The organism is Streptococcus troglodytae, from assembly GCF_002355215.1.
In the GTDB taxonomy this organism is placed as follows: Bacteria; Bacillota; Bacilli; order Lactobacillales; family Streptococcaceae; genus Streptococcus; species Streptococcus troglodytae.
The window spans coordinates 1,578,399-1,602,203 of record NZ_AP014612.1; the positions used below are offsets into that span (position 1 = coordinate 1,578,399).

19 protein-coding genes and 7 pseudogenes are annotated in these 23,805 nt (G+C 38.0%); 3 read left to right on the top strand and 23 right to left on the bottom strand.

Translation table 11 applies throughout. The features are described 5' to 3' along the window. Positions 1–4 precede the first annotated feature (4 nt). The 11 genes and pseudogenes from SRT_RS07600 to typA form a co-directional block, all read right to left on the bottom strand. A pseudogene (locus SRT_RS07600) lies at positions 5–792 on the bottom strand (YlmH family RNA-binding protein). A gap of 5 nt (positions 793–797) precedes the next feature. Then, on the bottom strand, positions 798–1,058 hold the full coding sequence (locus SRT_RS07605) for a YggT family protein (RefSeq protein WP_128833649.1): 261 nt from the start codon (positions 1,056–1,058) through the stop codon (positions 798–800). Continuing rightward, a pseudogene (locus tag SRT_RS07610) lies at positions 1,058–1,638 on the bottom strand (cell division protein SepF). Before SRT_RS07610 ends, SRT_RS07605 begins: the two are co-directional and overlap by 1 nt. Positions 1,639–1,651: 13 nt before the next feature. After that, on the bottom strand, positions 1,652–2,323 hold the full coding sequence (locus SRT_RS07615; protein ID WP_128833650.1) for a YggS family pyridoxal phosphate-dependent enzyme: 672 nt from the start codon (positions 2,321–2,323) through the stop codon (positions 1,652–1,654). 2 nt (positions 2,324–2,325) lie between these two features. Then, complete coding sequence (ftsZ, locus tag SRT_RS07620) at positions 2,326–3,630, bottom strand: cell division protein FtsZ (protein ID WP_128833651.1); 1,305 nt, start codon at positions 3,628–3,630, stop codon at positions 2,326–2,328. Positions 3,631–3,653: 23 nt separating this feature from the next. After that, positions 3,654–5,015 carry a cell division protein FtsA gene (ftsA, locus tag SRT_RS07625; RefSeq protein ID WP_128833652.1) on the bottom strand — a complete coding sequence of 454 codons (1,362 nt, stop codon included), beginning with the start codon at positions 5,013–5,015 and terminating at the stop codon, positions 3,654–3,656. A gap of 149 nt (positions 5,016–5,164) precedes the next feature. Next, positions 5,165–6,285 (bottom strand): annotated as a pseudogene (locus tag SRT_RS07630) (cell division protein FtsQ/DivIB). Then, positions 6,285–7,370, bottom strand: coding sequence for a UDP-N-acetylglucosamine--N-acetylmuramyl-(pentapeptide) pyrophosphoryl-undecaprenol N-acetylglucosamine transferase (locus SRT_RS07635; RefSeq protein ID WP_128833653.1), 1,086 nt, complete (start codon positions 7,368–7,370; stop codon positions 6,285–6,287). The pseudogene SRT_RS07630 and the gene SRT_RS07635 overlap by 1 nt, the downstream one beginning before the upstream one ends. Before the next feature lie 2 nt (positions 7,371–7,372). After that, positions 7,373–8,727, bottom strand: a pseudogene (murD, locus tag SRT_RS07640) (UDP-N-acetylmuramoyl-L-alanine--D-glutamate ligase). A gap of 187 nt (positions 8,728–8,914) precedes the next feature. Next, entirely contained in the window at positions 8,915–9,169 is a 255-nt protein-coding gene (locus SRT_RS07645) for a DUF3165 family protein (RefSeq protein WP_128833654.1), read from the bottom strand. Between the two features lie 28 nt (positions 9,170–9,197). Then, positions 9,198–11,042, bottom strand: a complete 1,845-nt coding sequence (gene typA / locus SRT_RS07650; protein ID WP_128833655.1) for a translational GTPase TypA — start codon at positions 11,040–11,042, stop codon at positions 9,198–9,200. Between the two features lie 193 nt (positions 11,043–11,235). Here typA and SRT_RS07655 point away from each other — a divergent pair, with 193 nt between their 5' ends. Next, the gene (locus SRT_RS07655; protein WP_128833656.1) at positions 11,236–12,189 is read left to right on the top strand and encodes a DDE-type integrase/transposase/recombinase; all 954 of its coding nucleotides are present in this window, start codon (positions 11,236–11,238) and stop codon (positions 12,187–12,189) included. Positions 12,190–12,411: 222 nt separating this feature from the next. Here SRT_RS07655 and SRT_RS07660 read toward each other — a convergent pair whose 3' ends face one another. The 4 genes and pseudogenes from SRT_RS07660 to dpr form a co-directional block, all read right to left on the bottom strand. After that, on the bottom strand, positions 12,412–12,801 hold the full coding sequence (locus SRT_RS07660) for a rhodanese-like domain-containing protein (protein ID WP_128833657.1): 390 nt from the start codon (positions 12,799–12,801) through the stop codon (positions 12,412–12,414). A 9-nt stretch (positions 12,802–12,810) separates the two neighbouring features. Beyond that, a complete protein-coding gene (locus SRT_RS07665; protein ID WP_128833658.1) occupies positions 12,811–13,782 on the bottom strand; it encodes an ROK family glucokinase in 972 nt (323 codons plus the stop codon). Continuing rightward, positions 13,775–13,981: a YqgQ family protein gene (locus tag SRT_RS07670; protein ID WP_128833659.1), complete on the bottom strand. Its 207-nt coding sequence runs from the start codon at positions 13,979–13,981 to the stop codon at positions 13,775–13,777. Before SRT_RS07670 ends, SRT_RS07665 begins: the two co-directional genes overlap by 8 nt. Positions 13,982–14,187: 206 nt before the next feature. After that, positions 14,188–14,714, bottom strand: a pseudogene (gene dpr / locus SRT_RS07675) (DNA starvation/stationary phase protection protein). A gap of 102 nt (positions 14,715–14,816) precedes the next feature. Between dpr and SRT_RS07680 the strand changes: the two are divergent. Beyond that, positions 14,817–15,472 (top strand): annotated as a pseudogene (locus tag SRT_RS07680) (prepilin peptidase). Positions 15,473–15,706: 234 nt separating this feature from the next. Here the strand turns inward: SRT_RS07680 and trpA are convergent. From trpA to SRT_RS07720, 8 genes and pseudogenes are all read right to left on the bottom strand, one after another. Continuing rightward, positions 15,707–16,489 carry a tryptophan synthase subunit alpha gene (gene trpA / locus SRT_RS07685; protein ID WP_128833660.1) on the bottom strand — a complete coding sequence of 261 codons (783 nt, stop codon included), beginning with the start codon at positions 16,487–16,489 and terminating at the stop codon, positions 15,707–15,709. 3 nt (positions 16,490–16,492) lie between these two features. Next, the gene (gene trpB / locus SRT_RS07690) at positions 16,493–17,704 is read right to left on the bottom strand and encodes a tryptophan synthase subunit beta (protein ID WP_128833661.1); all 1,212 of its coding nucleotides are present in this window, start codon (positions 17,702–17,704) and stop codon (positions 16,493–16,495) included. Then, a complete protein-coding gene (locus tag SRT_RS07695; RefSeq protein WP_128833662.1) occupies positions 17,701–18,282 on the bottom strand; it encodes a phosphoribosylanthranilate isomerase in 582 nt (193 codons plus the stop codon). The genes trpB and SRT_RS07695 overlap by 4 nt, the downstream gene beginning before the upstream one ends. After that, a complete protein-coding gene (trpC, locus tag SRT_RS07700; RefSeq protein ID WP_128833663.1) occupies positions 18,269–19,036 on the bottom strand; it encodes an indole-3-glycerol phosphate synthase TrpC in 768 nt (255 codons plus the stop codon). The genes SRT_RS07695 and trpC overlap by 14 nt, the downstream gene beginning before the upstream one ends. After that, positions 19,029–20,034, bottom strand: a pseudogene (gene trpD, locus SRT_RS07705) (anthranilate phosphoribosyltransferase). The gene trpC and the pseudogene trpD overlap by 8 nt, the downstream one beginning before the upstream one ends. Before the next feature lie 20 nt (positions 20,035–20,054). Next, on the bottom strand, positions 20,055–20,618 hold the full coding sequence (locus tag SRT_RS07710) for an aminodeoxychorismate/anthranilate synthase component II (protein WP_128833664.1): 564 nt from the start codon (positions 20,616–20,618) through the stop codon (positions 20,055–20,057). Beyond that, positions 20,615–21,976 (bottom strand): anthranilate synthase component I, encoded by a 1,362-nt coding sequence (trpE, locus tag SRT_RS07715; RefSeq protein ID WP_128833665.1) that lies wholly within the window; start codon positions 21,974–21,976, stop codon positions 20,615–20,617. Before trpE ends, SRT_RS07710 begins: the two co-directional genes overlap by 4 nt. A gap of 8 nt (positions 21,977–21,984) precedes the next feature. Continuing rightward, the gene (locus SRT_RS07720; RefSeq protein ID WP_223213937.1) at positions 21,985–22,281 is read right to left on the bottom strand and encodes a chorismate mutase; all 297 of its coding nucleotides are present in this window, start codon (positions 22,279–22,281) and stop codon (positions 21,985–21,987) included. A gap of 682 nt (positions 22,282–22,963) precedes the next feature. On the opposite strand from SRT_RS07720, the gene SRT_RS07725 reads away from it, so the two are divergent. Then, positions 22,964–23,701, top strand: a complete 738-nt coding sequence (locus SRT_RS07725; protein WP_128833667.1) for a DUF975 family protein — start codon at positions 22,964–22,966, stop codon at positions 23,699–23,701. Positions 23,702–23,805 lie beyond the last annotated feature (104 nt).

Sequence of the window (23,805 nt, forward strand, 5' to 3'; positions counted from 1 at the left end):
CTCCTTATTTATGTGTGATTCGATCAATTATTAATTTATGCTTTCCGCCTTTTGAAAGGCCATTGTCTCTACTGATAGTAAATCTGCCATAACCCCTAACACTAATTAAATCACCAATGTCAACCACATAAGAGACTTTTGGTTGAACTAAGTAATTTAATTTGACTTTTTCGCTTTCGATTAATTGATTTGCTTTTCTTCTTGATAATTTTAAAACGGCTGCAATAATTTTATCCAGACGCATACTTGATACCAAGACATTCATTTCTCTAATGTGAGATTGACTTGTTAATTGTCTTTCAAAAGGAATTTCTTCAAAAACAACTGCGGCTTTCCCTATTTTAGTAACCTGTGCGTTAAGGTAGGAGACCATTGTTTTTCAATAAAAACCTGAGCACGATTTCCTTGAACGATAATATCACCTAAAAGATAACGTTCAATACCCAATCTATTAATCAGGGTTCCCAAAATCTGAGAATGTGTTAGCTGATTAAACTTACTGTTATAGTTAATCTCTAACAGACTAATATGAAAGTCTGCTATATTTAACTCATAATAAGCTGGTGCTATTAACAAACGAGCATTTTCAGAAGATATAAAGTCAGAGCTTTGATAGACCTGTAGTTTTGTTTGACCTAAGATACTTTTCATCACTGTAATCTGTCTAGGATTTAAGAATTCTGTGACATAAAAGCTATAAGTATCCTCTACTTGTTTGATCAGATCATACGTTTTTTCAATTACTTCCTGTTCTTCTGCTCTAAAATGTTGATAAATATCTTGCTTTGTCATCGTTTTTAAATAAGCAAAAGAAATAAGAAACGTTTTAATAACTGCAAAAGCAACAGAATAACAATAATCGTAAAATCCAGTCCAGCAAATTGAAAATTAAAACGTTTAAAAGGCTTTACAATCGGCTCCACAATATCAACCAAACGTTTTCCAAGCCAATTATCATAAGCATTAGGAAACCAAGACAAGAGAGCATAAATTACTAGCAAAAAGGAATAAATATCAACTACTCTTGCTAGAATAAGTACAACATATGCCATAACCATTAACGTCTCTTCATATCGTAGTTAAAGCTAACATCTTGTCCATTTGCAGCAAGAGTCATCTCCTCAGCATCAACAATAACATTTATTGGTGTTAAAAGATACATTGAAGCCCCAACTTTTTGTAGATTTCCTGCTAAAACTTTACTCGCACCATCAATGAAATCTAAACAACGACGTGCTTGTGCTTCCAACATATATTGGAAATCAATCAAAACACATTCATTTCTAATCAACAAATCAACAATTTCTTCAGCATCTTCATATTTACGAGGGAGTTTAAGAGCGATTGTTGTTTTTCTTGGGCAGGCTGTTGATTATGAGATTGGCGGCGTGTTGGAAGTGAGTGAATATTTTCCTCTCCAGAACGACGATTCTGTCCAGACTGTGCTTGCTGCTGACTTGGTCTGGAGGCTGATTGGTGGTATTGGTGACTTTGAGCATTTTGCTGTTGCTGCTGACTAGCAGGTTGAGCAGCATCTTGCTGCCGTTTAACAGGCGCAACAACAGGCTCTTCTACTTCACTGACCTCATCAGTATCGAAGTAGGAAATAATTTTGTTAAAGCTATCTCTAAGTGCCATATGTATCTCCATTTCATTTAAAGAATGCACTGCCAATTCTGACAAAGGTTGAGCCATTTTGAATAGCAATCGGAAAATCGCCACTCATCCCCATACTCAAATCATCAAAAGGCATATTCTTCAGTTTTCTTTCTTTTAAATTCTTTCTCAACGCATTCGTTTTTTGAAAAATATCAGTTAACTCTTGTTCGGAAGCATCTATTGGAGCCATCGTCATTAAACCGATAACCTTAATCTTATCAAAATTTTGAATTTCTTCAAGTGCCTTGTCAACTTCTGATAGTCTGAATCCATGTTTGCTTGCTTCTTCAGAAATATTGACTTGTAAAAAGCACTTTATTTGATGATCTGCACGCTTTTGAATTTCAGCAGCTAATTTTACAGAATCAAGCGCATGGAAGTAGTCGACAAAATTAATCACGTCCTTAACCTTACGACGCTGCAAACTTCCAATCAGATGCCAAGTTAAATCGTAAGCTCTTAAAGCATGATATTTATCGAGAAACTTATCAACACGATTTTCAGCAATGTGCTTAACCCCAGCTTTAACAAGTTTTTCAGCTGTATCACTGTCTACATATTTTGTCACTGCAATGACAGTAACATCATCCTTACTGCGTCCTGACTTTTGAGCATAGGCTGCAACTTCTTGAAAAACGCGTTCTTTATTTGCTTGTAAATCCATTATTAACGATTCTTAAAGAAAGGAGGTGTTTCCAATTCATCGTCATCATCAGAATCAGCGGAAAAACTACTCATTTTTAGTTGACTATCAATTTCACCTTCGGTTGGACGAGCAATATTTTCACGACGAAGATTCCAATCGCCAAAAGCTGATTGCTGTGCCTCAGATGATGATTGAGTTTGCTTCGGTTCAGCAGCAGGCATCTCAGGCGATTCATTCAAATCAAAATCAAAATTTTGACGGCGTTCAAAATTTGGTTGCGTAGAATTTGAAGACGGAGCTTGCTGTTGTGTTCTTGCTTGTGTATAAGATGAAGCTTGACGGCGAATACCAGAGACTTGGTCTGCTTTGTCTGGTCGAACGCCAGTGGCAACTACAGTCACACGAATTTCATCTTTCATACTGTCATCAATTGATGTTCCCAACCAAATGTTAACGCCATGACCTGCAGCTTGATTAACAATTTCAGAAGCTTCTTCAGCTTCTGTCAGCGTCATATCAAGTCCACCAGTAACATTGACAATGACATCCTCTGCACCATCAATTGTTGTTTCAAGAAGAGGAGAGTAGATTGCCTTACGAGCAGCCTCAACAACACGTTCTTCACCTGTACCGATTCCAATTCCCATGAGAGCATTGCCTTTACTTGCCATAACTGTTTTAACATCAGCAAAGTCAAGATTAATCAGACCTGGACTTGTAATCAGGTCGGTAATCCCCTGAACACCTTGGCGAAGGACATTATCTGCCTCACTAAGTGCTTCAAGAAGAGGGGTTTTTTTGTCAACAATTTCGAGCAAATTATTATTTGAAATAATAAGAAGTGTATCAACTTCATCTCTAAGTTCATTGATACCCTCAATTGCATAATTCCCACGTTTACTGCCTTCAAAGCCAAATGGTCTAGTTACGACAGCAACTGTCAATGAACCTAAGCCCTTAGCAATTCGAGCAATAACTGGAGCGGCTCCTGTACCAGAACCACCACCCATACCAGCAGTAATAAAAACCATATCAGCGCCAGTAAGTGCTTCTGTCAAAGCTTCTTCGCTTTCTTCAGCAGCTTTACGACCAATTTCAGGTTGACCTCCTGCACCAAGACCACGGGTTAATTTAGGTCCAAGTTGAATAACTGTTTCAGCTTTGGAACTACTCAAAGCTTGAATATCAGTGTTAGCAGCAATGAATTCAACACCTGCAACACCTTCATCAATCATACGGTTAATAGCGTTACCGCCGCCACCACCGACTCCAATAACTTTAATTACTGCACCTTGTACAGATGCTGCATCAAATGAAAATGCCATTTTAATTTTTCCTCACTTTAATTTTAGTCGAACATGCTACCAAAGATACCACGTAAACGATCACCCACTTTTTGTTTTGGCTCATTTGCTTCCTTCTGTTGAGGTGGCAATTGTTCCAATTGTGATTCAAGAGTAGTCGACTCTTGCGGTTGGGCAAAACTTCTCGTTTTGGGTGCAACACCTGACGGCTTAATATCAATCGGTTTTCTTCTTAATTTTTCATCACCAGAAACCGCACCTTGCGCTAAAATATCAACTTCAGTAAGTGTTCCTACATATTCAACAATGCTAATAATATTAGCAAACATAGGATTTCTGATGCCGACTTGATTTGGAACATGAAGTTTAACATTGGAACCAAAAATTTCTTGAGCGATTTCTACAACCCCAGGCATGATAGCAGCTCCACCCACAATAACAATTCCACCAGGCAGATCTAATAATCTACCGCGTTCTAAGTCTTGTTTAATACGGTCTAACAAGTGACGAACACGCGCTGATATAATTTCGGAAAGGTAACGTTCAGTAATTTCAACCGGATTGCGTTCACCCACCACTTCCACCTGAACAGTTTCAGTTGAACTCGCTTCAACTACATTAGCTTCACCAAAGTTAAACTTAAGTGCCTCAGCCACTTGGTGGGATGTTTTAAGGACTTTAGAAATATCCTTAGTAACATAATCACCACCTTCGGCATAGGTATTGGTAAATTGCAATTCTTGCGCTCGCATTGAAGCTACTGTAGTTTGACCGCCTCCCATATCAATGACGGTGGCTCCAAACTCACGTTCTCCTTCATTTAAAACTGACTTGGTAAGAGCCAGTGGAGAAATAATAATATTTTCAACTTCAATACCTGCACGTTCTACTGTTTTACGAAGATTATGCAAAATAGTACTTGGTCCAGTATAAATTAGACCGCGCATTTCTAAACGAATTCCCATCATTCCGCGAGGATCGCGAATACCTTGGAAACCATCCACAATGAATTCTTCAGGAATAAGTGAAATCACTTCACGTTCTGGTGTAATGCTCTTTGTTAAAGCTGAACGAACAACACTATCAACATCTTCATCTTTGATTTCCTTAGATTCACTAGGAACAGGAATCATCCCCTGTGTCGGCTCAATTTGCAACAGATTTGCCGGTAGACCAACATTAACCTTGTTGATTGACATTCCTGCTTTTTCTTCTGCTTCTTTAATTGCTGATTTAATGGCTTCTGCCGCAGTATCTATATCAATAATGATACCGTCTTTTACACCCGAACTTTTGACATTGCTAACACCAATAACATTCATACTGCCATTGATAAATTCAGCAACTAAAACTTTAATCGAGCTTGTCCCTATATCCAATCCTGTAAAAAAGCCATCTCTAGCCATTTACTCGACCTCTCTATCTTTCCAATCTATTACTATTAAAAACTGTCAAAAACAGAATTATTCAGAAAATATTATACCATAAAAAAACGTAAAATGTTAAGCTTTTACGTTTTTGTTATAGAAACTTAATTTCCTATCTCTCATTGTTATTATTGAGATACGGTTGCCTGCGTTACTGATTGTGAACCTTCTTGTGAATTTGCTTCTGAAGCTTGGGTTGAATCAGTATTTTCATCATTAGAGGCGTTCTCAGAAGACTCTGTTGTAGCTGTTGTCTTATGTTTTGCAATCGAAGCTTCTATATCTGCAGTTGTACTATAAAGTCCCACCTCCATATCAACAATACTGCCATCTGTAAGATTCTTTTTAATTTTAGAATAATAAGGTAATTTTGTATCAATTTCTGATAAAGGAACACGAACACTGTTGTTATCTTTCATTTCCAATAAAAGCAAATCCTTTGTGGAGCTGGAATCAACAGAAGAAATGACTTTAATACTATCAACTAAAGATTTATCAAGTTTTGCCAATTTTTGAACCAGTTTTCGAACCTCTTTTTCCTGATCTAAATTAATAGTCACAAATGAACCAGGTAGTTCTGAAGCGTTAACGGTATCAACACGGGTACCATTTTCTAAAATTGGGACATAGCCTTTATCCGTTTGTCTATAAGCAATAATACGGTACTCCTTTACTCTTAAAGTGAACTGATTGGGGAAATGATAAACTAATTTTGCCTCCTTTACCCATTTATCCTTAGACTTAAGATTTCTTTCAAAACGACTGGCCTGAAAAAGCAAGGTCGTTAGATAATCTGATTTCTTAATCCCTAATTCTTCAATTAACTGAGATTCAATAGCATTTTTATTACCCGAAACAGTTATCTCCTTTTGACGACTCAAAGGACTAATCATAAATAAGGAGGCAATTAAAACAATGCTTGAAATGATAATAACCATAGCAGCCTGCCAGTAGTCCTTTCGAGGAGGTTTTGGCACCTTCTTTTCTTTTTTTATCTTTTTAGGTTTAGCTGGCTTTTTTTAGGCTCTTCTTGTTTTTATCATCAAATAAACTTGAAGGTTGCTTATCCCCTTCCTTACTATCTGCTTCTTTATCAGTTTGAAAATGAGCCTTTTTTTCAGCCATTTTCTTTTCATTTAGTTTTCTTTTTCGCGTTTTTCTTCTTGTTTTTCTTGAGAAATTCCAAATTGCGCTGCTGCCATTCTGTCAAAGGAATTTCTTGCTTTTCTGTATCTTTATCTTTCGCCATTATTTTCCTTTACTCTTAGATATTATATCTGTTAACAAAAGATTGTAAAAATCATTCGGAGTCTTTATCTCACTTGATGAAGTCATTTTATCTTGATAAATGGTTTGATTTGCTAATAAATCTTTGATCTTTTTATCAAGTTCTGCAAAGTTTAGATTTTCTTCAGATAATTGCGGAGCATAACCTTTTTCCTCAAAATAAGCAGCATTTTCAAGCTGATCGCCACGACTAGCCTCTTTTCCTAACGGCACAATGATATGAAGTTTTGCCATAGCAAGCAGCTCAAAGATGGTGTTGGAACCACCGCGTGTAATAACAACATCTGCTAAATCCATCAAGGGCTGATACATTTCCGTCACGTAGTCTACACGATAAAGATTTTGACTCAGATTATTTATTGTTTTATCGCCAGAAATATTGATAACATTATAATGCTTAGTGAGTTCTGGTGTATCAGAAATAAATTGATTAAAAACTTTGGCTCCAGCTGAGCCTCCAATAAACAGCAACGTTTTTAAACGAGGATCAAAATATTCTTTAATCGTTTTGATTTCTGTATTATCATCACTGCTAGAAATAGTTTGATTAACTTTAGTAATAGCCCCAACGTGTTTCGTTTTAGTCAAATGAGCGGACTGTCCAAATGTTGTGTACATGGTAGTGGCAAATTTGTAAGCAATTCGGTTAGCCAGTCCCATTGATAAATCAGATTCATGCACAAAGACAGGGATTCTCAAAAGATTAGCAGCTACAACAGGAGGGACTGAAACAAACCCACCTTTAGAAAATAGTACTTGTGGACGAACCCTCACCATAATCGCAAGAGACTGCAGAACACCCCAACCAACCTTGAAAACATCCAATACATTTTTCAAAGAAAAGTAACGGCGCAGTTTACCTGTTGCAATTGAATGAAAGATGACATCAAAATCTGAGTGCTCAATTTGTTCATGCTCAATGCCATGTTTATCACCAATATAGTGCACTTCCCAGCCATCTTTTAAAAAGCGGGGAATAAGGAGTAAATTAAGAGTAACATGACCGACTGTCCCACCACCTGTAAAGATAATTTTCTTTTTTGCCATGCCTATTCTCCTTTAAGAGATTTAAAAGTTGTGATAAATTCATCTCCACGAACTTCAAAATTTTTATACATGTCCCAACTAGCATTGGCAGGACTAAGAAGGACAACATCTCCAGGACTAGCTTCCTGAAAAGCAATACGAGTTGCTTGTGCAACATCTTTGGCATCAAGATAAGTGACATCAGCTTGTTCTGCAGCATGTTTAAGGCGGGGAGCGGACTCACCTAAAATAATCATTTTCTTGAGTCCTTTAATATCTGGAACTAACGTATCAAATTCATTGCCACGATCGAGACCACCAGCAATTAAGATAACCTTGCTATTATCAAATCCTGATAAAGCTTTTTGGGTTGCTAAAATATTGGTTGACTTACTATCATTATAGAATTTAACACCAGCAATATTCCCCAGAGCCTGCAAGCGATGCTTGACACCACCGAAGTGGACAAGTGTTTCTCTGATGACTTCATTAGAAACACCTGATAACTTAGCCACAGCAATTGTTGCTAAAGCATTTTCAACATTATGGCTTCCTGGTACACCAAGCTCAGAAGCTGACATGACGGCTTGGCCTTTAAAGCAGAGCATTTGGCCATCAAGATAAGCACCATCTACTTTCTCCTTAGTTGAGAAAGGAATAATCTTTGCCTGCGTTTTATTAGCTAAGCCTTTTGCTAAGTCCTGGTTGAAATTAAGAATGAGAAAATCTTCTTTTGTCATATTTTTTTGAATATTCCATTTAGCTTCAATATAATTTTCAAATGAACCATGATAGTCAATATGAGTTGGCATCAAATTGGTAATCACTGCCATATGCGGATGAAAACTTTCCGTTCCCATCAATTGAAAAGAAGACAATTCCATAACCAAGATATCTTTCTCAGTTACTAGCTGAGCCGCTTCACTAGCCGGAAATCCAATATTCCCTGAAAGTCGTGCTGATTGTCCTGCATGATTAAGAACATCGGCAATCATAGTTGTGGTCGTTGTTTTACCATTAGATCCTGTAATACCGATAATCGGAGCTTCAGAAATCAAATAAGCTAACTCAACTTCTGTTATAATTGGGATATTTTTTCAAGCGCACGAACCACCATCGGGTTTGTATAAGGAATTCCCGGATTTTTAACCATATAGGCAAATGCTTCATCCAAAAGTTCCAAAGGATGGCTGCCGCAAATCACTTTAATGCCTTCTTCTAAAAGTGCCTGCGCTGATGGATTTTCATCAAAAGGCTTACCATCATTGACAGTTACAATAGCTCCTAATTTTGTTAAGAGACGTGCCGCAGCTTCACCTGATCGTGCTAAACCAAGAACCAAAACCTTTTTATTTTCAAAATTTTTGACATGTTTCATTGTTATCTTTCTTTACCTTCTCATTAACTAGATACTTTAATATTTTACCCTTAATAGGAGAGTTTTTCAAGATTTTACAATAGATTAAATCATGCCTTACACCTGCAAGATTAAATCCTACTTTCTTCTTCAGTTATTAATGCTGTAAATAAAATGACACTGGATTTAAATGATCCAGTGCCATTTCTTATCTTTTATTTCTAGGTCTTGTTCGTAAGTGCAAAACATCTTTCAAAGCGTAATAACCAACAATAATCATACCGATCCCAATAAAAATCTCAGGCGGTGACTGCATGATCCGAATAAAAGTCATGCCTGCTAAGACCATCAGGAAAGCGATAATTCCCACCACGGAAATCATGTTCATGGTATTTTTAATTGTCTTAGGAGCAATAAAAATGTAATACATTAAAAGCAAAATAGCGATGATAGCATAAAACATTTTTTCTCCTTTTCATTACTAAGCCTTCTCAATCTTCAGCTGATTTTTTCTTCTTAGCTGCTTTAGCACGCGCATTCTTATCAAGAATTTGCTTACGTAAACGAATGGACTCAGGTGTTACTTCCATGTATTCATCATCATTCAGAAACTCAAGGGATTCTTCAAGTGTTAAAATACGCGGTGTCTTAATAACTGCTGTCTGATCCTTGGTTGCAGAGCGCACATTGGTCATCTGTTTGGCCTTTGTAATATTGACTGTCAAATCATTCTCGCGTGCATTTTCTCCGATAATCATCCCTTCATACACTTCTGTACCTGGGTTAACGAAGATTGTTCCGCGTTCCTCAATAGACATAATAGAATAAGTCGTTGCCTTACCTGTATCAATTGAAACGAGGGCACCGCGATGACGACCGCCGATTTCAGCATTGATAACTGGCATATATTTATCAAAGGTGTGGTTCATGATACCATAACCTCGTGTCATGGATAAGAACTCTGTTGGGTAGCCGATAAGTCCTCGAGCTGGTGCTAAAAATATGAGACGCGTTTGTCCATTACCAGTTGCTTGCATATCAAGCATTTCACCTTTACGTTCTGAAAGGGACTGGATAACAGCACCTTGGTATTCTTCCGGTGTGTCAATTTGCACGCGTTCAAATGGCTCACATTTGATGCCATCAATTTCCTTGATGATAACTTCTGGACGCGATACTTGCAGCTCATATCCTTCACGACGCATGGTTTCAATAAGGATTGACAGATGTAACTCTCCACGACCTGAAACTGTCCATTTATCTGGTGAGTCAGTGGCTTCTACACGAAGGGAAACATCTGTTTGCAATTCCGCCAACAAACGCTCTTCTACCTTACGCGAGGTTACAAATTTACCTTCACGGCCTGCAAAAGGGGAATTGTTAGCTAAAAAGGTCATTTGCAGAGTTGGCTCATCAATGTGAAGAATAGGAAGTGGTTCTACAGCATCAGTTGGTGTAATCGTTTCACCAACAAAGATATCTTCCATACCTGAAACAGCAATCAAATCACCAGCCTTAGCTTCCTTAATCTCACGACGTTCTAAGCCAAAGAAACCGAAAAGTTTTGTGACACGAAAATTCTTTGTTGTACCATCAAGTTTAGACAGTGTCACTTGATCCCCGACTTTAACAGAACCACGGAAAACACGCCCAATACCGATACGTCCAACAAAGTCGTTATAATCAAGGAGAGACACTTGAAATTGAAGTGGCTGTTCTGAATTATCGATCGGTGCTGGAATATGCTCAATAATAGTATCAAAAACGGGTGCCATTGTATGTTCTTGATCCGCTGGTTCATCTGATAATGAAGAAGTTCCATTAATCGCCGAAGCATAGACGACTGGGAACTCTAACTGGTCATCATCTGCACCAAGTTCAATGAAAAGTTCAAGAACTTCATCAACAACTTCTGCCGGACGAGCTGACGGCTTGTCAATCTTATTCACCACAACAATTGGAACCAAGTTTTGTTCCAAAGCTTTTTTCAAAACAAAACGCGTTTGCGGCATAGTCCCTTCATAAGCATCAACAACAAGAACAACTCCGTCAACCATTTTCATGATACGTTCTACTTCTCCGCCAAAATCCGCATGTCCTGGTGTGTCCATAATGTTAATACGCACACCATTGTAGGCAACAGCCGTATTTTTTGCAAGAATAGTAATCCCGCGCTCTTTTTCAAGATCATTAGAGTCCATCGCACGTTCTTCTAATTTTTTATGCTCATCAAGTGTATGTGATTGTTTTAAGAGCTCATCAACAAGGGTTGTTTTCCCATGGTCAACGTGAGCAATGATAGCAACATTTCTAATATCTTCTCTAAAATTTGTCATAATTCCTCTTACATTTTACGTTAATTTATTTCAACTTATCTATTGTACCATAAAAATTAAGAAAAACTCAGGGGAGACATGTAAATGTTTTAAAATACTGTAGCCTTACAATAGATGTGAGACCTAGCTCCCAAAAAAGAAGAAACCTTGATATGATAAGAGTACCACCCACTCATCAAAAAGGAATTTTCTCATGACTAGTATACCACAACCCTTTCGTTATTTGCCACACACCCTTGATACTCGCTACCATGCTGTCAAAACCTATCGTGGTGGCGCTTCTGTTGCTTTCATCTGCCGACGCTATAAGGTCTCTAAAGCTTCCCTTATGAGGTGGAACAAACGATTTGACGGAACCAAAGCCTCTCTTCAAGACAAATCTCACAGACCTCTGACACCCCATCCCAAGGCTCATACAGAACAAGAAATAGCCTGGATAAAAAACTGTATTCGAAGAAACCCCCATGCCACTCTCATTGAAATCTTCTACAAGCTCAAATTAAATAAGGGCTATGACAGGCATCCCTGCTCACTCTTTCGGATCTTGAGAAAACTAGACTTCTTCAAACCTGCTAAAGCAAAGACCAAACCCTATATTCCAAAGCCTTACGATACACCAACAAAACTCGGTATCAAGTGGCAGATGGCTGTCAAATACGTGCCAAAAGACTGCTATACTGGGGCAATGCCTGATAAATTCTACCAATACACCATCATTGACGAGGCCAGTCGAGAACGCTTCATCTTCCCTTTCAAGGAACAATCTTCTCATTCCACCATCCAATTTGTCAAAATGGCCATCCGACACTTTGGCTACAAGCCGAAAATCATACAAACGGACAATGGCTTCGAGTTTACCCATTTCAAGGAAAATAAACACGTTCACCCTCTGGATATTCTCTGTCGTGAACTAAGCATTGAACACAAACTCATCCGACCTAGAACTCCCAGACACAACGGTAAGGTTGAACGAAGCCACAGAAACGACAATAGACGATTCTACCAGCACTTACAATTTTATTCTTATGACGACCTCATCAAACAGATGAAACGCTACCTCTACACTTCAAACAGACTACCCATGCAGACTCTGGGCTGGAAATCTCCTATCGACATGCGAAAAGTCCTATCAGGAGCTAGCTCCTGATAGGCTAGCAAAAAGCTAGTCAGGTTTTATCTTTTTTGGTCTCACATCATTGACAAATGTTCAGAGACATGTAAATGTTTTAAAATACAAAAGAAAAACCAAGATGACAAAATCGCAGTCTTGGTATCTCCAAACTTTAATAGGATAGGTTCTTAATCAACCAGTATTGCAAAAACAAAAGGCAGCAGCTCATGCTAATTCTTGTCATTATCTCAAAAAGAACTAATTCTTCTCTTTTATTTTTCCATTCCAATAATCTAAACCATTTTTAAGGACATAAAGATCTTTATAACCTGCCTTTTTCAAAGTTAAAACAGCACGAGCAACCAGCTGTCCACGAGTATTATCATACAATAAAACCGGTTTATCTTTGCGAAGAGCCGAAACAGATGCTTTGAATTGTTCAGAAGGAAGATTACGAGCCCCTAAGATATGCTTACGACGAAACTCATTGGGGGAACGTAAATCAACAATTTGTGCGCCTCTCATCATGTTTTCAAATTCAGCATTTGAGATATACTTGGCAGCACGGCGAACACGAAAATAATTCCAAATGAACCAGGCTACAAAAGCAAAGATAATAACCCATGAAATGATAGAGATGATTGACATAATTTTCCTTTAACTTTCTAAAAACTGATGTGCAAGACTGGCTGCCCCAATAATACCAGCGTCATTTCCTAATTCTGCAATTTTAATTTTTGTAGATTGCTTCACTTGTGGAAAAGCGTACAATTTAAAATAATTTTCAATATGCAAGCGTAAGAATTCTCCAGCAGCTGATACTCCTCCCCCAACGACAACTGTGCTTGGGTTAAGAATATTGCTGATATTGGCGATTGCAAGGCCTAGATAGAAAGTAACTTTCTCAACAACTGAGTTTGCAAATTTATCACCTGCCTGTGCAGCAATAAAAATATCCTTACTGCTCACATCATCACCATTATCAATACCTGCTTTAATACTGGAAATACCTTCATATTCTTCTGCTAAATGACGTGCAACACGAACGACACCTGTTGCTGAAGCCACTGTTTCAAGGCAGCCTTTATTGCCGCAGGTGCACTCAAAACCAGTATCCGGCTCAACAATAATATGTCCAATTTCACCACCTGCACCAGCAACTCCATGAACAAGATTGCCATCGGCAATAATGCCACCACCAACACCTGTACCAAGTGTTACAAAGACAACATCAGGATTATTATTACCCGCTCCAACCCAGCGTTCTCCAAGTGCCGCAACATTAGCATCATTATCAATAGCAAATGGTATTCCCAATTCTGCTTCAATTATTGTTCCTACCTCTTGGGTAGCAGCCCAATTAAGATTAAAAGCACCTGTAACAGTCTTTAGATTACGATCCACAGCTCCAGGAGATCCCATTCCAATACCAACAAAATCATCCTTAGTTAAATTATAGAGTCCCAAGCGATGCTTGATAGAGGACACAATATCTGGAACAATATGTTTTCCATCTTCCAAAATATTGGTTTCAATGGCCCATTTCTCCTGAACCTGCCCATCTAAAGTTAAAATTCCAAATTTAATACTTGTTCCACCAAGATCAATCCCTAAAAGTTTCTTAGCCATCTTCTCTTTCCTTTTCTATTCTGTGTTCTCTGCGTAAAATCAATTCAGCATGTAGATAATCACTCTTTGAAATCAAGCCATTATCATAGAGTCTTTCTAACTCAATTTTCATCATTTCAATATCATAAAGACGTTTACCTAAATAAACATAGATACCAAATTGCTTTAGCAGTCGCTGCACATCATATAATGTTTTCATCTCTCAAATTCTACCAAAAAAACAGAAAGTTTTCAAGATTTTTTGCAAGCGCTTGCCTCTTTTTAAATAAAAAAAAGCCTGACTTCAAAAAATGACATACCTCAATTGCTGGATAACTAACCCATCGTTTGAGATATATCAAAAGTGCCAGACTTTCACCTAACATAGAAAATCTTTCTAAACAAATAACTTTCTATCTTCATATATTATAAACCGGGAGCTTGTCCAAGCTCTGCCTGCAACATCCAGATTGTTTTTTGGGCTTCTGTTTGAGCTGCTGTGAAAATATCATTAGAAACAGCATCGCCTTCCTCATCTGTCACATCAAGACCTACTTGATAAAGACTTGAAAGGTAGTCATAAACTTGAACAAGGCGTTTGAGATGATCAGTCATTGATTTATCCCATGTGCCAGCTGTTTCTTCAAGTCTGGAATTTTCATCAAATTCCTTCAAGGTTGAAAACGGAGCGCCACCGATAGTAATCAAGCGTTCACTAATCTCATCAAGATGACCATTCAAGGCATCCATCAATTCATCCATTTTAGGATGCAGATAAAGGAAGCCTGAACCACGCATATACCAATGGACTTGGTGAACAATGGAAGCTGCTTTTGATAAATCCGCTACAGCCTGATTAAGTACAGCCTTGGTTTTTTCATTTCCTGAATTTTCTTTTTCTCCACTTGATGAATAATAGAGGCATAAATATTTTCAGTAATTGTATTTGTCATAATAACTCCTCCTTAAAAGAAATATCCTTTTTACAATTTATATTTTAGAACGATTCTAAATAAAAAGCAATTATTTTGTTTTCTTTTGACGAATAAATAGATATGAAACTTATTTTATTTTTTATGTTGGGAGCTTCTCTTGGCTCTTTTTGGGCTTAGTTGCCGATCGTTACCCTCAGGAATCTATTATATTTCCTAGAAGCCATTGCAATAAGTGTTATAACTGCTTACCCGTGAGGGATCTTATCCCAATATTTTCACGAATCATCAACAAAAATTCTTGTCGCTTTTGCGGTTATCCTATTCCATTGCGTTATTCCTTGGTAGAATTACTCTGCGGACTGATTAGCATAGGTTTTGCTTTTGATTTATTAACCACTTCACAAGTCTGTTTGCTCTTCATGGGCGTGCTTTTATCTCTTTATGATTTACAAGATCAGTCTTATCCTTTGACACTGTGGATAGGTTTTACTTTTCTCTTAATGTTTATCTATCCTCTTAACCTAATTAGCTTAATTCTTTTTCTATTTGGTATTTTTGCTGCTCTCAAAAATATTAATATCGGAAGCGGTGATTTCCTCTATCTGGCTACTTTGGCACTTTCTCTTAATCTTCAGCAAATTATTTGGATTATTCAGATTGCCAGTTTATTGGGAATTCTTTACAGCCTGCTTTTTCAAAAGCACAAAGAACCTTTTGCTTTTGTCCCTTTCTTATTCTTGGGTCACCTCATTATTATTTTCTCTCAATTGATTTAAGGATTGTAAGGACAAAACTCTAAAGACTTTAAACAAAATATCAAAAAGGAGGCAATCAAATCAAACGTTTATTACATTGGCAATGAGATTACACTCAATAAAAATCAAAAAAGCAGACAATAATTACAGACAGCATGGCAAAACTAAATAACCAATATATCATTTTGATTTTTGAAAGGAATTAAAAAATCAGTCAATCAGAGAAACAATATTCCCGACTAGCTGATTGAATAATTATTTTTGATAATGACTTCCTGCATAAATGAAATCTTTTATTTCTTCTTGCATTCCTTCATGTAAGCCCTTGACAATTTTTGAACCAACAATGACACCATCTGATACTTGGTTAAAGCGTTTAATATCTGCTAAAGTTGATACACCAAATCCAGTTAAAACAGGGATTTGAGCAATTTCTGTCAAATGTTTTAAATGTTTATCCAAATCATCACGATAATTCCCTGTTTTTCCGGTAACACCATTGATAGCAACAGCGTAGACAAATCCTTGAGCATCTTCAATGAGTTCCTTTTGACGTTCTAGACCTGTTGTCAAGCTGACTAAAGGAACTAAAGCTAAGTCTAAATTTTCCAGATAAGGTTTGATAAAACTTTCTTGTTCATGAGGCAAATCGGGAATAATCAATCCTTTGACAGAAGTATTTTGCAGATCTGCAACAAATGTTTCAACACCATACTGAAAAATAGGATTAAAGTAAGTCATGATAACCAGCGGCACTTGCGTTTTCTTTTCCTGCAACTTAGCAATAATACTTGCCAGTGATGTCCCCTTTGCCAAACTGCGCTGACCAGCCAATTCAATGACAGGACCATCCGCTACAGGATCCGACCATGGAATACCAATTTCAATGGCTGATACACCTTGATCTTCCAAAAAAGAAATGGTATCAAAAAGACCGTCTAAACCTTTCTCATGATCCCCAGCCATAATATAAGGGATGAAAAGACCTTTGCCTTCTGCCTTAATAGCTTGTAAATGCTTTGTCAGTGTTTTTGTCATAATCTACTTCCCTTCTTTTGCTTCCTGCTCAAGACGTTCTTTAACTTGAGTCACATCCTTATCACCACGTCCTGAGAGGCAAACAATAATGGACTTATCCGCTCCTAGTTCCTTCGCAACTTTTTGTGTCAGAGCAATCGCATGACTAGATTCTAAGGCAGGAATAATACCTTCCAGACGAGATAGCAATTTGAAAGATTCCAGAGCTTCTTCATCCGTAATAGAATCGTAAGTTGCACGTCCAATTTCATTGAAATAGCAGTGTTCGGGACCAACGCCTGGATAGTCAAGGCCCGCGGAAATCGAGAAAGCTTCCATAATCTGTCCATGCTCATCCTGCAGCACATCCATAAGAGCACCATGTAAAACACCTGGTCGTCCTTTGGCAAAGGTCGCCGCATGCTTATCGGTATCAAGCCCTAAACCTGACGCTTCCGCACCATACATGGCAACTGATTTATCGTTGACAAAAGGATAAAAGAGGCCGATTGCATTGGAGCCGCCACCGATACAAGCTAAGACTGCATCTGGCAGCTGTCCATTTGAAACTGCCGCAAATTGACGTTTAGCTTCTCTGCCAATAACCGATTGGAAATCACGAACAATTTCTGGGAAAGGAGCTGGTCCAAGAGCAGAGCCCATAACATAATGGGTATCCTCAATATTGGCTACCCATGCTCGCAAAGCTGCATTAACTGCGTCTTTAAGCACACGCGATCCATCTGTAACGGAATGCACTTTAGCACCTAATAGCTCCATGCGAAAGACATTAAGAGCTTGACGTTTCACATCTTCTTCCCCCATATAAATGGTACATTCCATATCAAAGAGAGCCGCTGCTGTTGCTGTCGCAACACCATGCTGTCCTGCACCTGTTTCAGCGATAATCTTATTTTTCCCCATACGCTTAGCTAAAAGAACTTGACCCAGCGCATTATTAATTTTGTGAGCACCTGTGTGGTTAAGATCTTCACGTTTCAGATAAATTTTAGCACCACCAATATAATCCGTTAAACGTTTAGCAAAGTACAAGGGGGTTTCACGGCCGACATAATCTTTTAAGAGGGCATCTAATTCTTCATGAAAACTAGGATCAGCCTTGGCTTCACGATAAGCCTCATCCAATTCAATAACAGCTGTCATCAGCGTTTCAGGAATGAATTGTCCTCCAAAATTACCATAAAAACCGTTGTTATTGGGTTGATTATATGTCATTTTTTCACACTTTCTATAAATCGTTTAATTTTCTCTGTATCTTTCCGTCCATTTGTTTCAACACCAGATGACACATCAACAGCATAAGGAGCAAAATGTTCAATACATTCTTTGACATTATCGCTTGTTAGTCCGCCTGCAATAAAGAAAGGCTTTTGTAGCTGCTCTGTCTCCAACTGTTGCCAATCAAAAGTTTCACCACTGCCAGCTATGGGAGCATCAAAAAGCAGATAATCCGCTTTACTTGGCAAATTTTCCTTGCCTTTTTTAATGTGAACAGCCCGAATAAGCGGAACTGAAAAGTCGGCTTGCAAGTCTTCATCACAGTCACCATGAATCTGTACTAAATCAAGAGGAACTGTCTTTATAGCAATTTTCAATTCCTCCAAAGTCGGACTGACAAAAACACCAACCTTTTTAGTCCTTTCTGGAATAAGTTCAGCTAATTTTTGAGCCTGTTCTAGACTGACTTGACGTTTACTTTTGGCAAAAACAAAACCGATATAGTCTGCACCACTACTAACAGCTGCTGTAACCGCTTCTTGTGTTGATAGACCGCAAATTTTAACCTTTGTCAATAGCCAACTCCTTTACTTTATCAGCGACATTATCTGCCTGCATGAGAGCCGTTCCTACAAGAATAGCATTAAAGTAGGGAGCGACGAGTTTACTGTCCTGTCCTGTAAAAATACCTGATTCGGAAATATAAACCTTATCATCTCGGAAATGGGTAGATAGCTCTAAGCTGGTATTGATATCAACTTCAAAAGTAACAAGATTACGATTATTGACACCAATGATCTGTGCCCCAATACGATGAGCTGTTTCCAATTCAGACAAATTATGGGTTTCCACTAGAACTTCTAGCCCTAAACCTGTAGCAAAGTCATGCAGTTCTTTCAGTCTCTTCTCTGGCAAAGCGGCCACAATGAGCAGAATGACTGTTGCACCAGCATTACGGCTGCGAACAATCTGTTTCTCATCAATAATGAAATCCTTAGCCAAGGTCGGAATACTGACACTGCCAGATATCTCAGCCAAAAAATCAATATTTCCCTTGAAAAAAACCTGATCAGTTAAAACAGAAATCATAGCAGCTCCAGCTGCTTCATACGTTTGAGCTTGGTTGACAATGTCAACATCCAAATTGATGTCTCCCATACTGGGACTAGCCTTTTTAACTTCAGCCACAATCTGCAGCTGGTCTTGATGCTCTTTTAAAAAATCAAAGAGATGATAACTTAAACGAAGCGGTTTGACTTCTTCCATAGTTAGACCAGCTACTTCTTCTTGTTTTTGCTTTAAAATAGTAGGTAAAAATTCTTTAGTCAACTTGCGCCTCCTGCAATGCCTTTAATTTATCATAAGCCTTGCCTGATGCAATGACTTCACGTGCTAGGTCAATGCCTTCTTTAATCGAATCCACCTTGCCATTAGCATAAAAACCAAGACCAGCATTTAGAAGCGTTGTCTCTAAATAAGGACTAGGTTCATTTTTGAGAACACTAACAAGGATTTGAGCATTTTCTTTAGCATCACCACCCTTGATATCCTCAAGCGTAACTTTTGGCATGTCAAAATCTTCAAAAGTGAAACTACCTTGTGAAATTTGACCGTTATCCAACAGAGTATAATGATTTTTACCATAAAGTGCTGCTTCATCCATATTATCTGGTCCAGTAATGATAACCGCACGTTTGCGGCCAAGAAGTTTAAGGACTTGAGCTAAATCATCTTGTAAGTCTGCTTGATAAAGACCTAATAACTGCGTTTCCAAATCCATGGGGTGTGTTAGTGGCCCAATAAGATTCATGACCGTTGGAATACCTAAGGCCTGTCTAGCCGGTGAAATATAACGCATGGCTGGGTGCATCTTTTGAGCAAAGAGAAAGACAATGCCTGTTTCATCTAGAACTTGGGCCAATTTGTCAGGAGCTAAGGCAACATTGATTCCCAATTCTTCAAGGACATCTGCTGAACCTGATTTTGAAGAAATAGAGCGATTACCATGCTTAGCGACATGGATACCACCAGCAGCGAGGACAAAGCTACAAGTCGTTGAAATATTGAAAGAAAAGGACTTATCACCACCTGTACCACAATTATCCATAGCATCGCTTGTTTGGCTAGGAACAACAACCGCATTTTTTTAATCGTTTTAATGAGGCCTAAAATTTCTTCCGGTGTTTCACCCTTGATTTTCAAGGCCATTAAGAAGGCTGCTATTTGCGCTTCTGACAATTCTCCTTTAAAAATTTTTCAGCAACTGCCGTTATTTCAGCTTCTGTTAAATTTTCTTGAGCAGCTAATTTTTCAAAAATGTCTTTCATCTATTCGTCCTCTCTGCATTCTAACCGACTAATCTTACAAAATTCTCAATCATTTTTAATCCTTCAGGTGTGCCAATGGATTCTGGATGATATTGTAAACCATAGATAGGAAGTGTCTTATGCTGAATAGCCATAATCTCGTCATCATCTACTGTTCTAGCCGTTATTTCAAAATCTTCTGGTAGCTTATCGACTACTATGGAATGATAGCGCATAATTTCGAGCTTTTCTGCTAATTCTTTAAAAATTGGAGATGATTTTGTGATTGCCATCTGACTTTGTTTGCCGTGCATGACTTGATGGGCTAATCCCAATTTCCCTCCAAAACTTTCAGCAATGGCTTGGTGTCCCAAGCAGACTCCCAAAATAGGTTTTTCCTCTGTAAAGTCTTTAATCAAGGCTTCCATCTTTCCAGCATCAGCTGGCCAACCAGGTCCTGGTGAAAAGACAAGGCCATCTGCCTCTTGAGCTGCTTCATAAAGATCAGCATCATCATTTCTCAATACCTTGACTTCAGTAAAATGACCAATGAATTGTGCCAAATTATAAGTGAAAGAATCATAATTATCAATCAATAAAATCATTGTATCTCTCCTATCCTAGTCATTGCTTTGGCCTTATTAATGGTTTCGTAGTATTCATTTTCAGGAACGCTATCATAGACAATCCCCGCACCTGCTTGAACATAGGCCTTTTGATTTTTGATAATCATGGTACGAATGGCAATGGCAAAGTCCATATCTCCGCTTGCTGAAAGATAACCAATTGCTCCTGCATAGATACCGCGCTTTTCTTTTTCCAACTCATAAATGCGCTTCATAGCACGAATTTTCGGTGCTCCTGATACCGTACCTGCTGGCAATGTTGACTTAAGAGCATCCATACCAGTCAAACCTGACAGGAGTTTACCTTTGACAACACTGGTTAAATGCATCACATAACGAAAAAATTCAACTTCCATGTATTTAGACACTTGAACGCTTCCTATTTCAGCAATTTTCCCAATATCGTTGCGGCCCAAATCTACCAACATACGGTGCTCTGCTACTTCCTTGACATCTGATAAGAGCTCTTCAGATAAGTCTTTGTCTTTCTGATCGTTGGCGCCACGAGGACGTGTCCCTGCAATAGGATTTGTAGTAACCACACCATTTTTAAGAGAAACGAGACTTTCTGGACTGGCTCCGATAATCTGATAATCACCAAAATCATAAAAATAAAGATAATTGGAAGGATTGGTAATACGTAAATTACGATAAAAATCTAGAGGCTTGCCACTAATATCTGCTGAGAAACGCTGGCTGAGCACGCATTGAAACATATCTCCCTGACGAATAAATTTTTTTGCTTTGCTAACCATGTCTTTAAAAGTAGCTTCTTCCAAATGGTTCTTAAAAGTTAAAGTATGTAAATCACGTTCCGAAAATTCATCAACCGCCTGTTTTTTAAGATCTGCTAAAACTTCCTGCAAGGCAGCCTTTTGTTCCTCTTCTTCTCTGCCGCTGTAAAGATTATCTTCAACAATGACAACTTTCTCCTTCTTATGGTCAAAAATGAGATAAGATTCATAAACAAAAAAGTGCATATCCGGTGTCCCAATCGTATCTTGAGGAATACTGCCAATATTTTCATAAAGGCCAATCATGTCATAGCCCACAAAACCAATAGCGCCGCCATTAAAAGGTAAATCCTGAGACAATTGTGATTTGACAGTGATTTGACTGAGATAATCTAAGGGATCACTTTCAATAACTTTGCCATTCTCTGTTAATTGCCCATTTTCAAATTTGATTTCAAAAACAGGATTGTAAGCAACAATTGAAAAACGCGCATTTTCCTTTTCACGAGGGATAGACTCCAAAATTACCTTATGGTCACCCTGTACACGCATGTAAGCAAGGATTGGGGTCAAAATATCAGCACTCAATATCTTCTTTTTCATATTCAGTCTCACTTTCTATTTAGGTCATGTTTGCTATTAATCCTTAGCTCTAAAGCTGTGAAGGCTTCAATCATCGTTTGCCAAATAGCCAGAGCAACATCTGGTGATAGACCGAGCTTTTCTGCCTCTTGCTGTCTATTTAAAAGGACTTGTTTCACTCGATCAGGAGCAGTGACAGCTGCTTGACTGTTGATAGGTTTTAGCTGACCAATCTTTTCAACAATTTGCTGACGTTGCGCTAATAAAACTAATAATTGATGATCTAACTGATCAATTTGATTTCTCAGATTCTGGATACTTGTCATCATTATCACCTGCATTAAAATTGAATGAAGCTAACAAAAAACCTCACACAGAAAATCTGTGTGAGGGCGTTAAATCTAGCTAACACGGTGCCACCTCAATTAACGAGAACCAATAGTCTTTCCCCGTTATCTTAATCTCCTCTAACAAGGAGTTGCACGATAAGGTGTGCTCACCGGAAGAATATTGTTTATCTTCGCTTTCTAAAAATCAGCCCACTTCCCAAAATTCTGCTGCCTGTTCACAATACCCACAGACTCCCTGAAAACAAAAGATTTGGTACTTTTCTGATTTATTGTCTAGATTATACACTTTCTAAAAAAGAATTGCAAGCGTATTTGCGTATTTTATCATTAGTTTGTGTCAAGTTTCCCTCGAAAAGTTTTCTAAAGTCCTAAAACCATTGTTTGAGTTGTCCTTGTTACACCGTTTAAAGCTGTTTGACTTAGAATCTGAAAACATTTAAGATGCAAAACAAATAAGCCAATTGATAACTTCTAAGACCTTATAACAACACCTTCTCACTGAGAGATAAAAACTTTTTTATAATATTGAAAAGTGATAATTTTTAGGTTCCATAAAACACATCGTTAGAAAAAGCAATTCGTTAATAGATTAAATTGTTCTTAACTTCAAATTATGCTATAGTTATAGTTGCTATCATTATTTATTAAGGAGACTTTTATGTCAAAAACAAGAGCTGATCTGAAAGCAGAAGCTAAAGTACGCCTGCAAGAAAACTGGGGTTACGCCATTGGCCTATATATTTTGCCGGTTTTAGCTGTTATGGGTATCTACTTGGCTTGCATCCTCGTATACATTATTCTGACCTCCTCTCTTGCCCTATCTATAGGAGAAACTGCTTTTCTTGCAACATTGCCACTTCTCATTATTCTGTGGCTACTAGTTTTGGTCGTTTCATTCACGGTGACAATCGGAGTTAATTTAGGATTTTTGAACTTCTTTAAAGGAGGACGTCCAACCTATACTGAAGCGAGCACCTATCTTTTAAAAGAAAATCGCTTTTGGAAGTTCCTCTGGACCAATGTGCTTATGAGTATTTTGCTTTACCTGTGGTCATTGCTCTTTCTTATCCCTGGAATCATTAAAACTTACAGTTACTCCATGACCAACTATATTCTTAAAGACAAATTGGAAAAAGGCGAATCCGTAACTGTCACTCAGGCTATCACTGAAAGCCGTCAATTAATGAATGGTCATAAATGGGAATATTTTGTTCTTCAGTTAAGCTTTATTGGCTGGGCAATTTTAGCCAATCTCACACTTGGTATTGGCTATCTTTGGCTCGTTCCTTACATTGAAACAACCAATGCTGCCTTTTATCAAAATTTGATTGACAGTCAAATAGCAAGTCATTCTATTGCATCTCTATCTCAAGAAACTGAAACAGGGGCTGTCTGATGCTTAAAATCAATTCTAATGCCAAAAGCTAGATGAACATCTGGCTTTTTTACTTGCTCATATTGAAAAGGCTATACTAAAAGAATGTAAACGACTTCGATTGT

Excerpts from the sequence above, each read along its gene's own strand:
- SRT_RS07605 (WP_128833649.1), bottom strand. The coding sequence starts at position 1,058 with ATGGTTATGGCATATGTTGTACTTATTCTAGCAAGAGTAGTTGATATT.
- SRT_RS07615 (WP_128833650.1), bottom strand. The coding sequence starts at position 2,323 with ATGGATTTACAAGCAAATAAAGAACGCGTTTTTCAAGAAGTTGCAGCC.
- ftsZ (WP_128833651.1), bottom strand. The coding sequence starts at position 3,630 with ATGGCATTTTCATTTGATGCAGCATCTGTACAAGGTGCAGTAATTAAA.
- ftsA (WP_128833652.1), bottom strand. The coding sequence starts at position 5,015 with ATGGCTAGAGATGGCTTTTTTACAGGATTGGATATAGGGACAAGCTCG.
- SRT_RS07635 (WP_128833653.1), bottom strand. The coding sequence starts at position 7,370 with ATGGCAAAAAAGAAAATTATCTTTACAGGTGGTGGGACAGTCGGTCAT.
- SRT_RS07645 (WP_128833654.1), bottom strand. The coding sequence starts at position 9,169 with ATGTTTTATGCTATCATCGCTATTTTGCTTTTAATGTATTACATTTTT.
- typA (WP_128833655.1), bottom strand. The coding sequence starts at position 11,042 with ATGACAAATTTTAGAGAAGATATTAGAAATGTTGCTATCATTGCTCAC.
- SRT_RS07655 (WP_128833656.1), top strand. The coding sequence starts at position 11,236 with ATGACTAGTATACCACAACCCTTTCGTTATTTGCCACACACCCTTGAT.
- SRT_RS07660 (WP_128833657.1), bottom strand. The coding sequence starts at position 12,801 with ATGTCAATCATCTCTATCATTTCATGGGTTATTATCTTTGCTTTTGTA.
- SRT_RS07665 (WP_128833658.1), bottom strand. The coding sequence starts at position 13,782 with ATGGCTAAGAAACTTTTAGGGATTGATCTTGGTGGAACAAGTATTAAA.
- SRT_RS07670 (WP_128833659.1), bottom strand. The coding sequence starts at position 13,981 with ATGAAAACATTATATGATGTGCAGCGACTGCTAAAGCAATTTGGTATC.
- trpA (WP_128833660.1), bottom strand. The coding sequence starts at position 16,489 with ATGACAAAAACACTGACAAAGCATTTACAAGCTATTAAGGCAGAAGGC.
- trpB (WP_128833661.1), bottom strand. The coding sequence starts at position 17,704 with ATGACATATAATCAACCCAATAACAACGGTTTTTATGGTAATTTTGGA.
- SRT_RS07710 (WP_128833664.1), bottom strand. The coding sequence starts at position 20,618 with ATGATTTTATTGATTGATAATTATGATTCTTTCACTTATAATTTGGCA.
- trpE (WP_128833665.1), bottom strand. The coding sequence starts at position 21,976 with ATGAAAAAGAAGATATTGAGTGCTGATATTTTGACCCCAATCCTTGCT.
- SRT_RS07720 (WP_223213937.1), bottom strand. The coding sequence starts at position 22,281 with ATGACAAGTATCCAGAATCTGAGAAATCAAATTGATCAGTTAGATCAT.
- SRT_RS07725 (WP_128833667.1), top strand. The coding sequence starts at position 22,964 with ATGTCAAAAACAAGAGCTGATCTGAAAGCAGAAGCTAAAGTACGCCTG.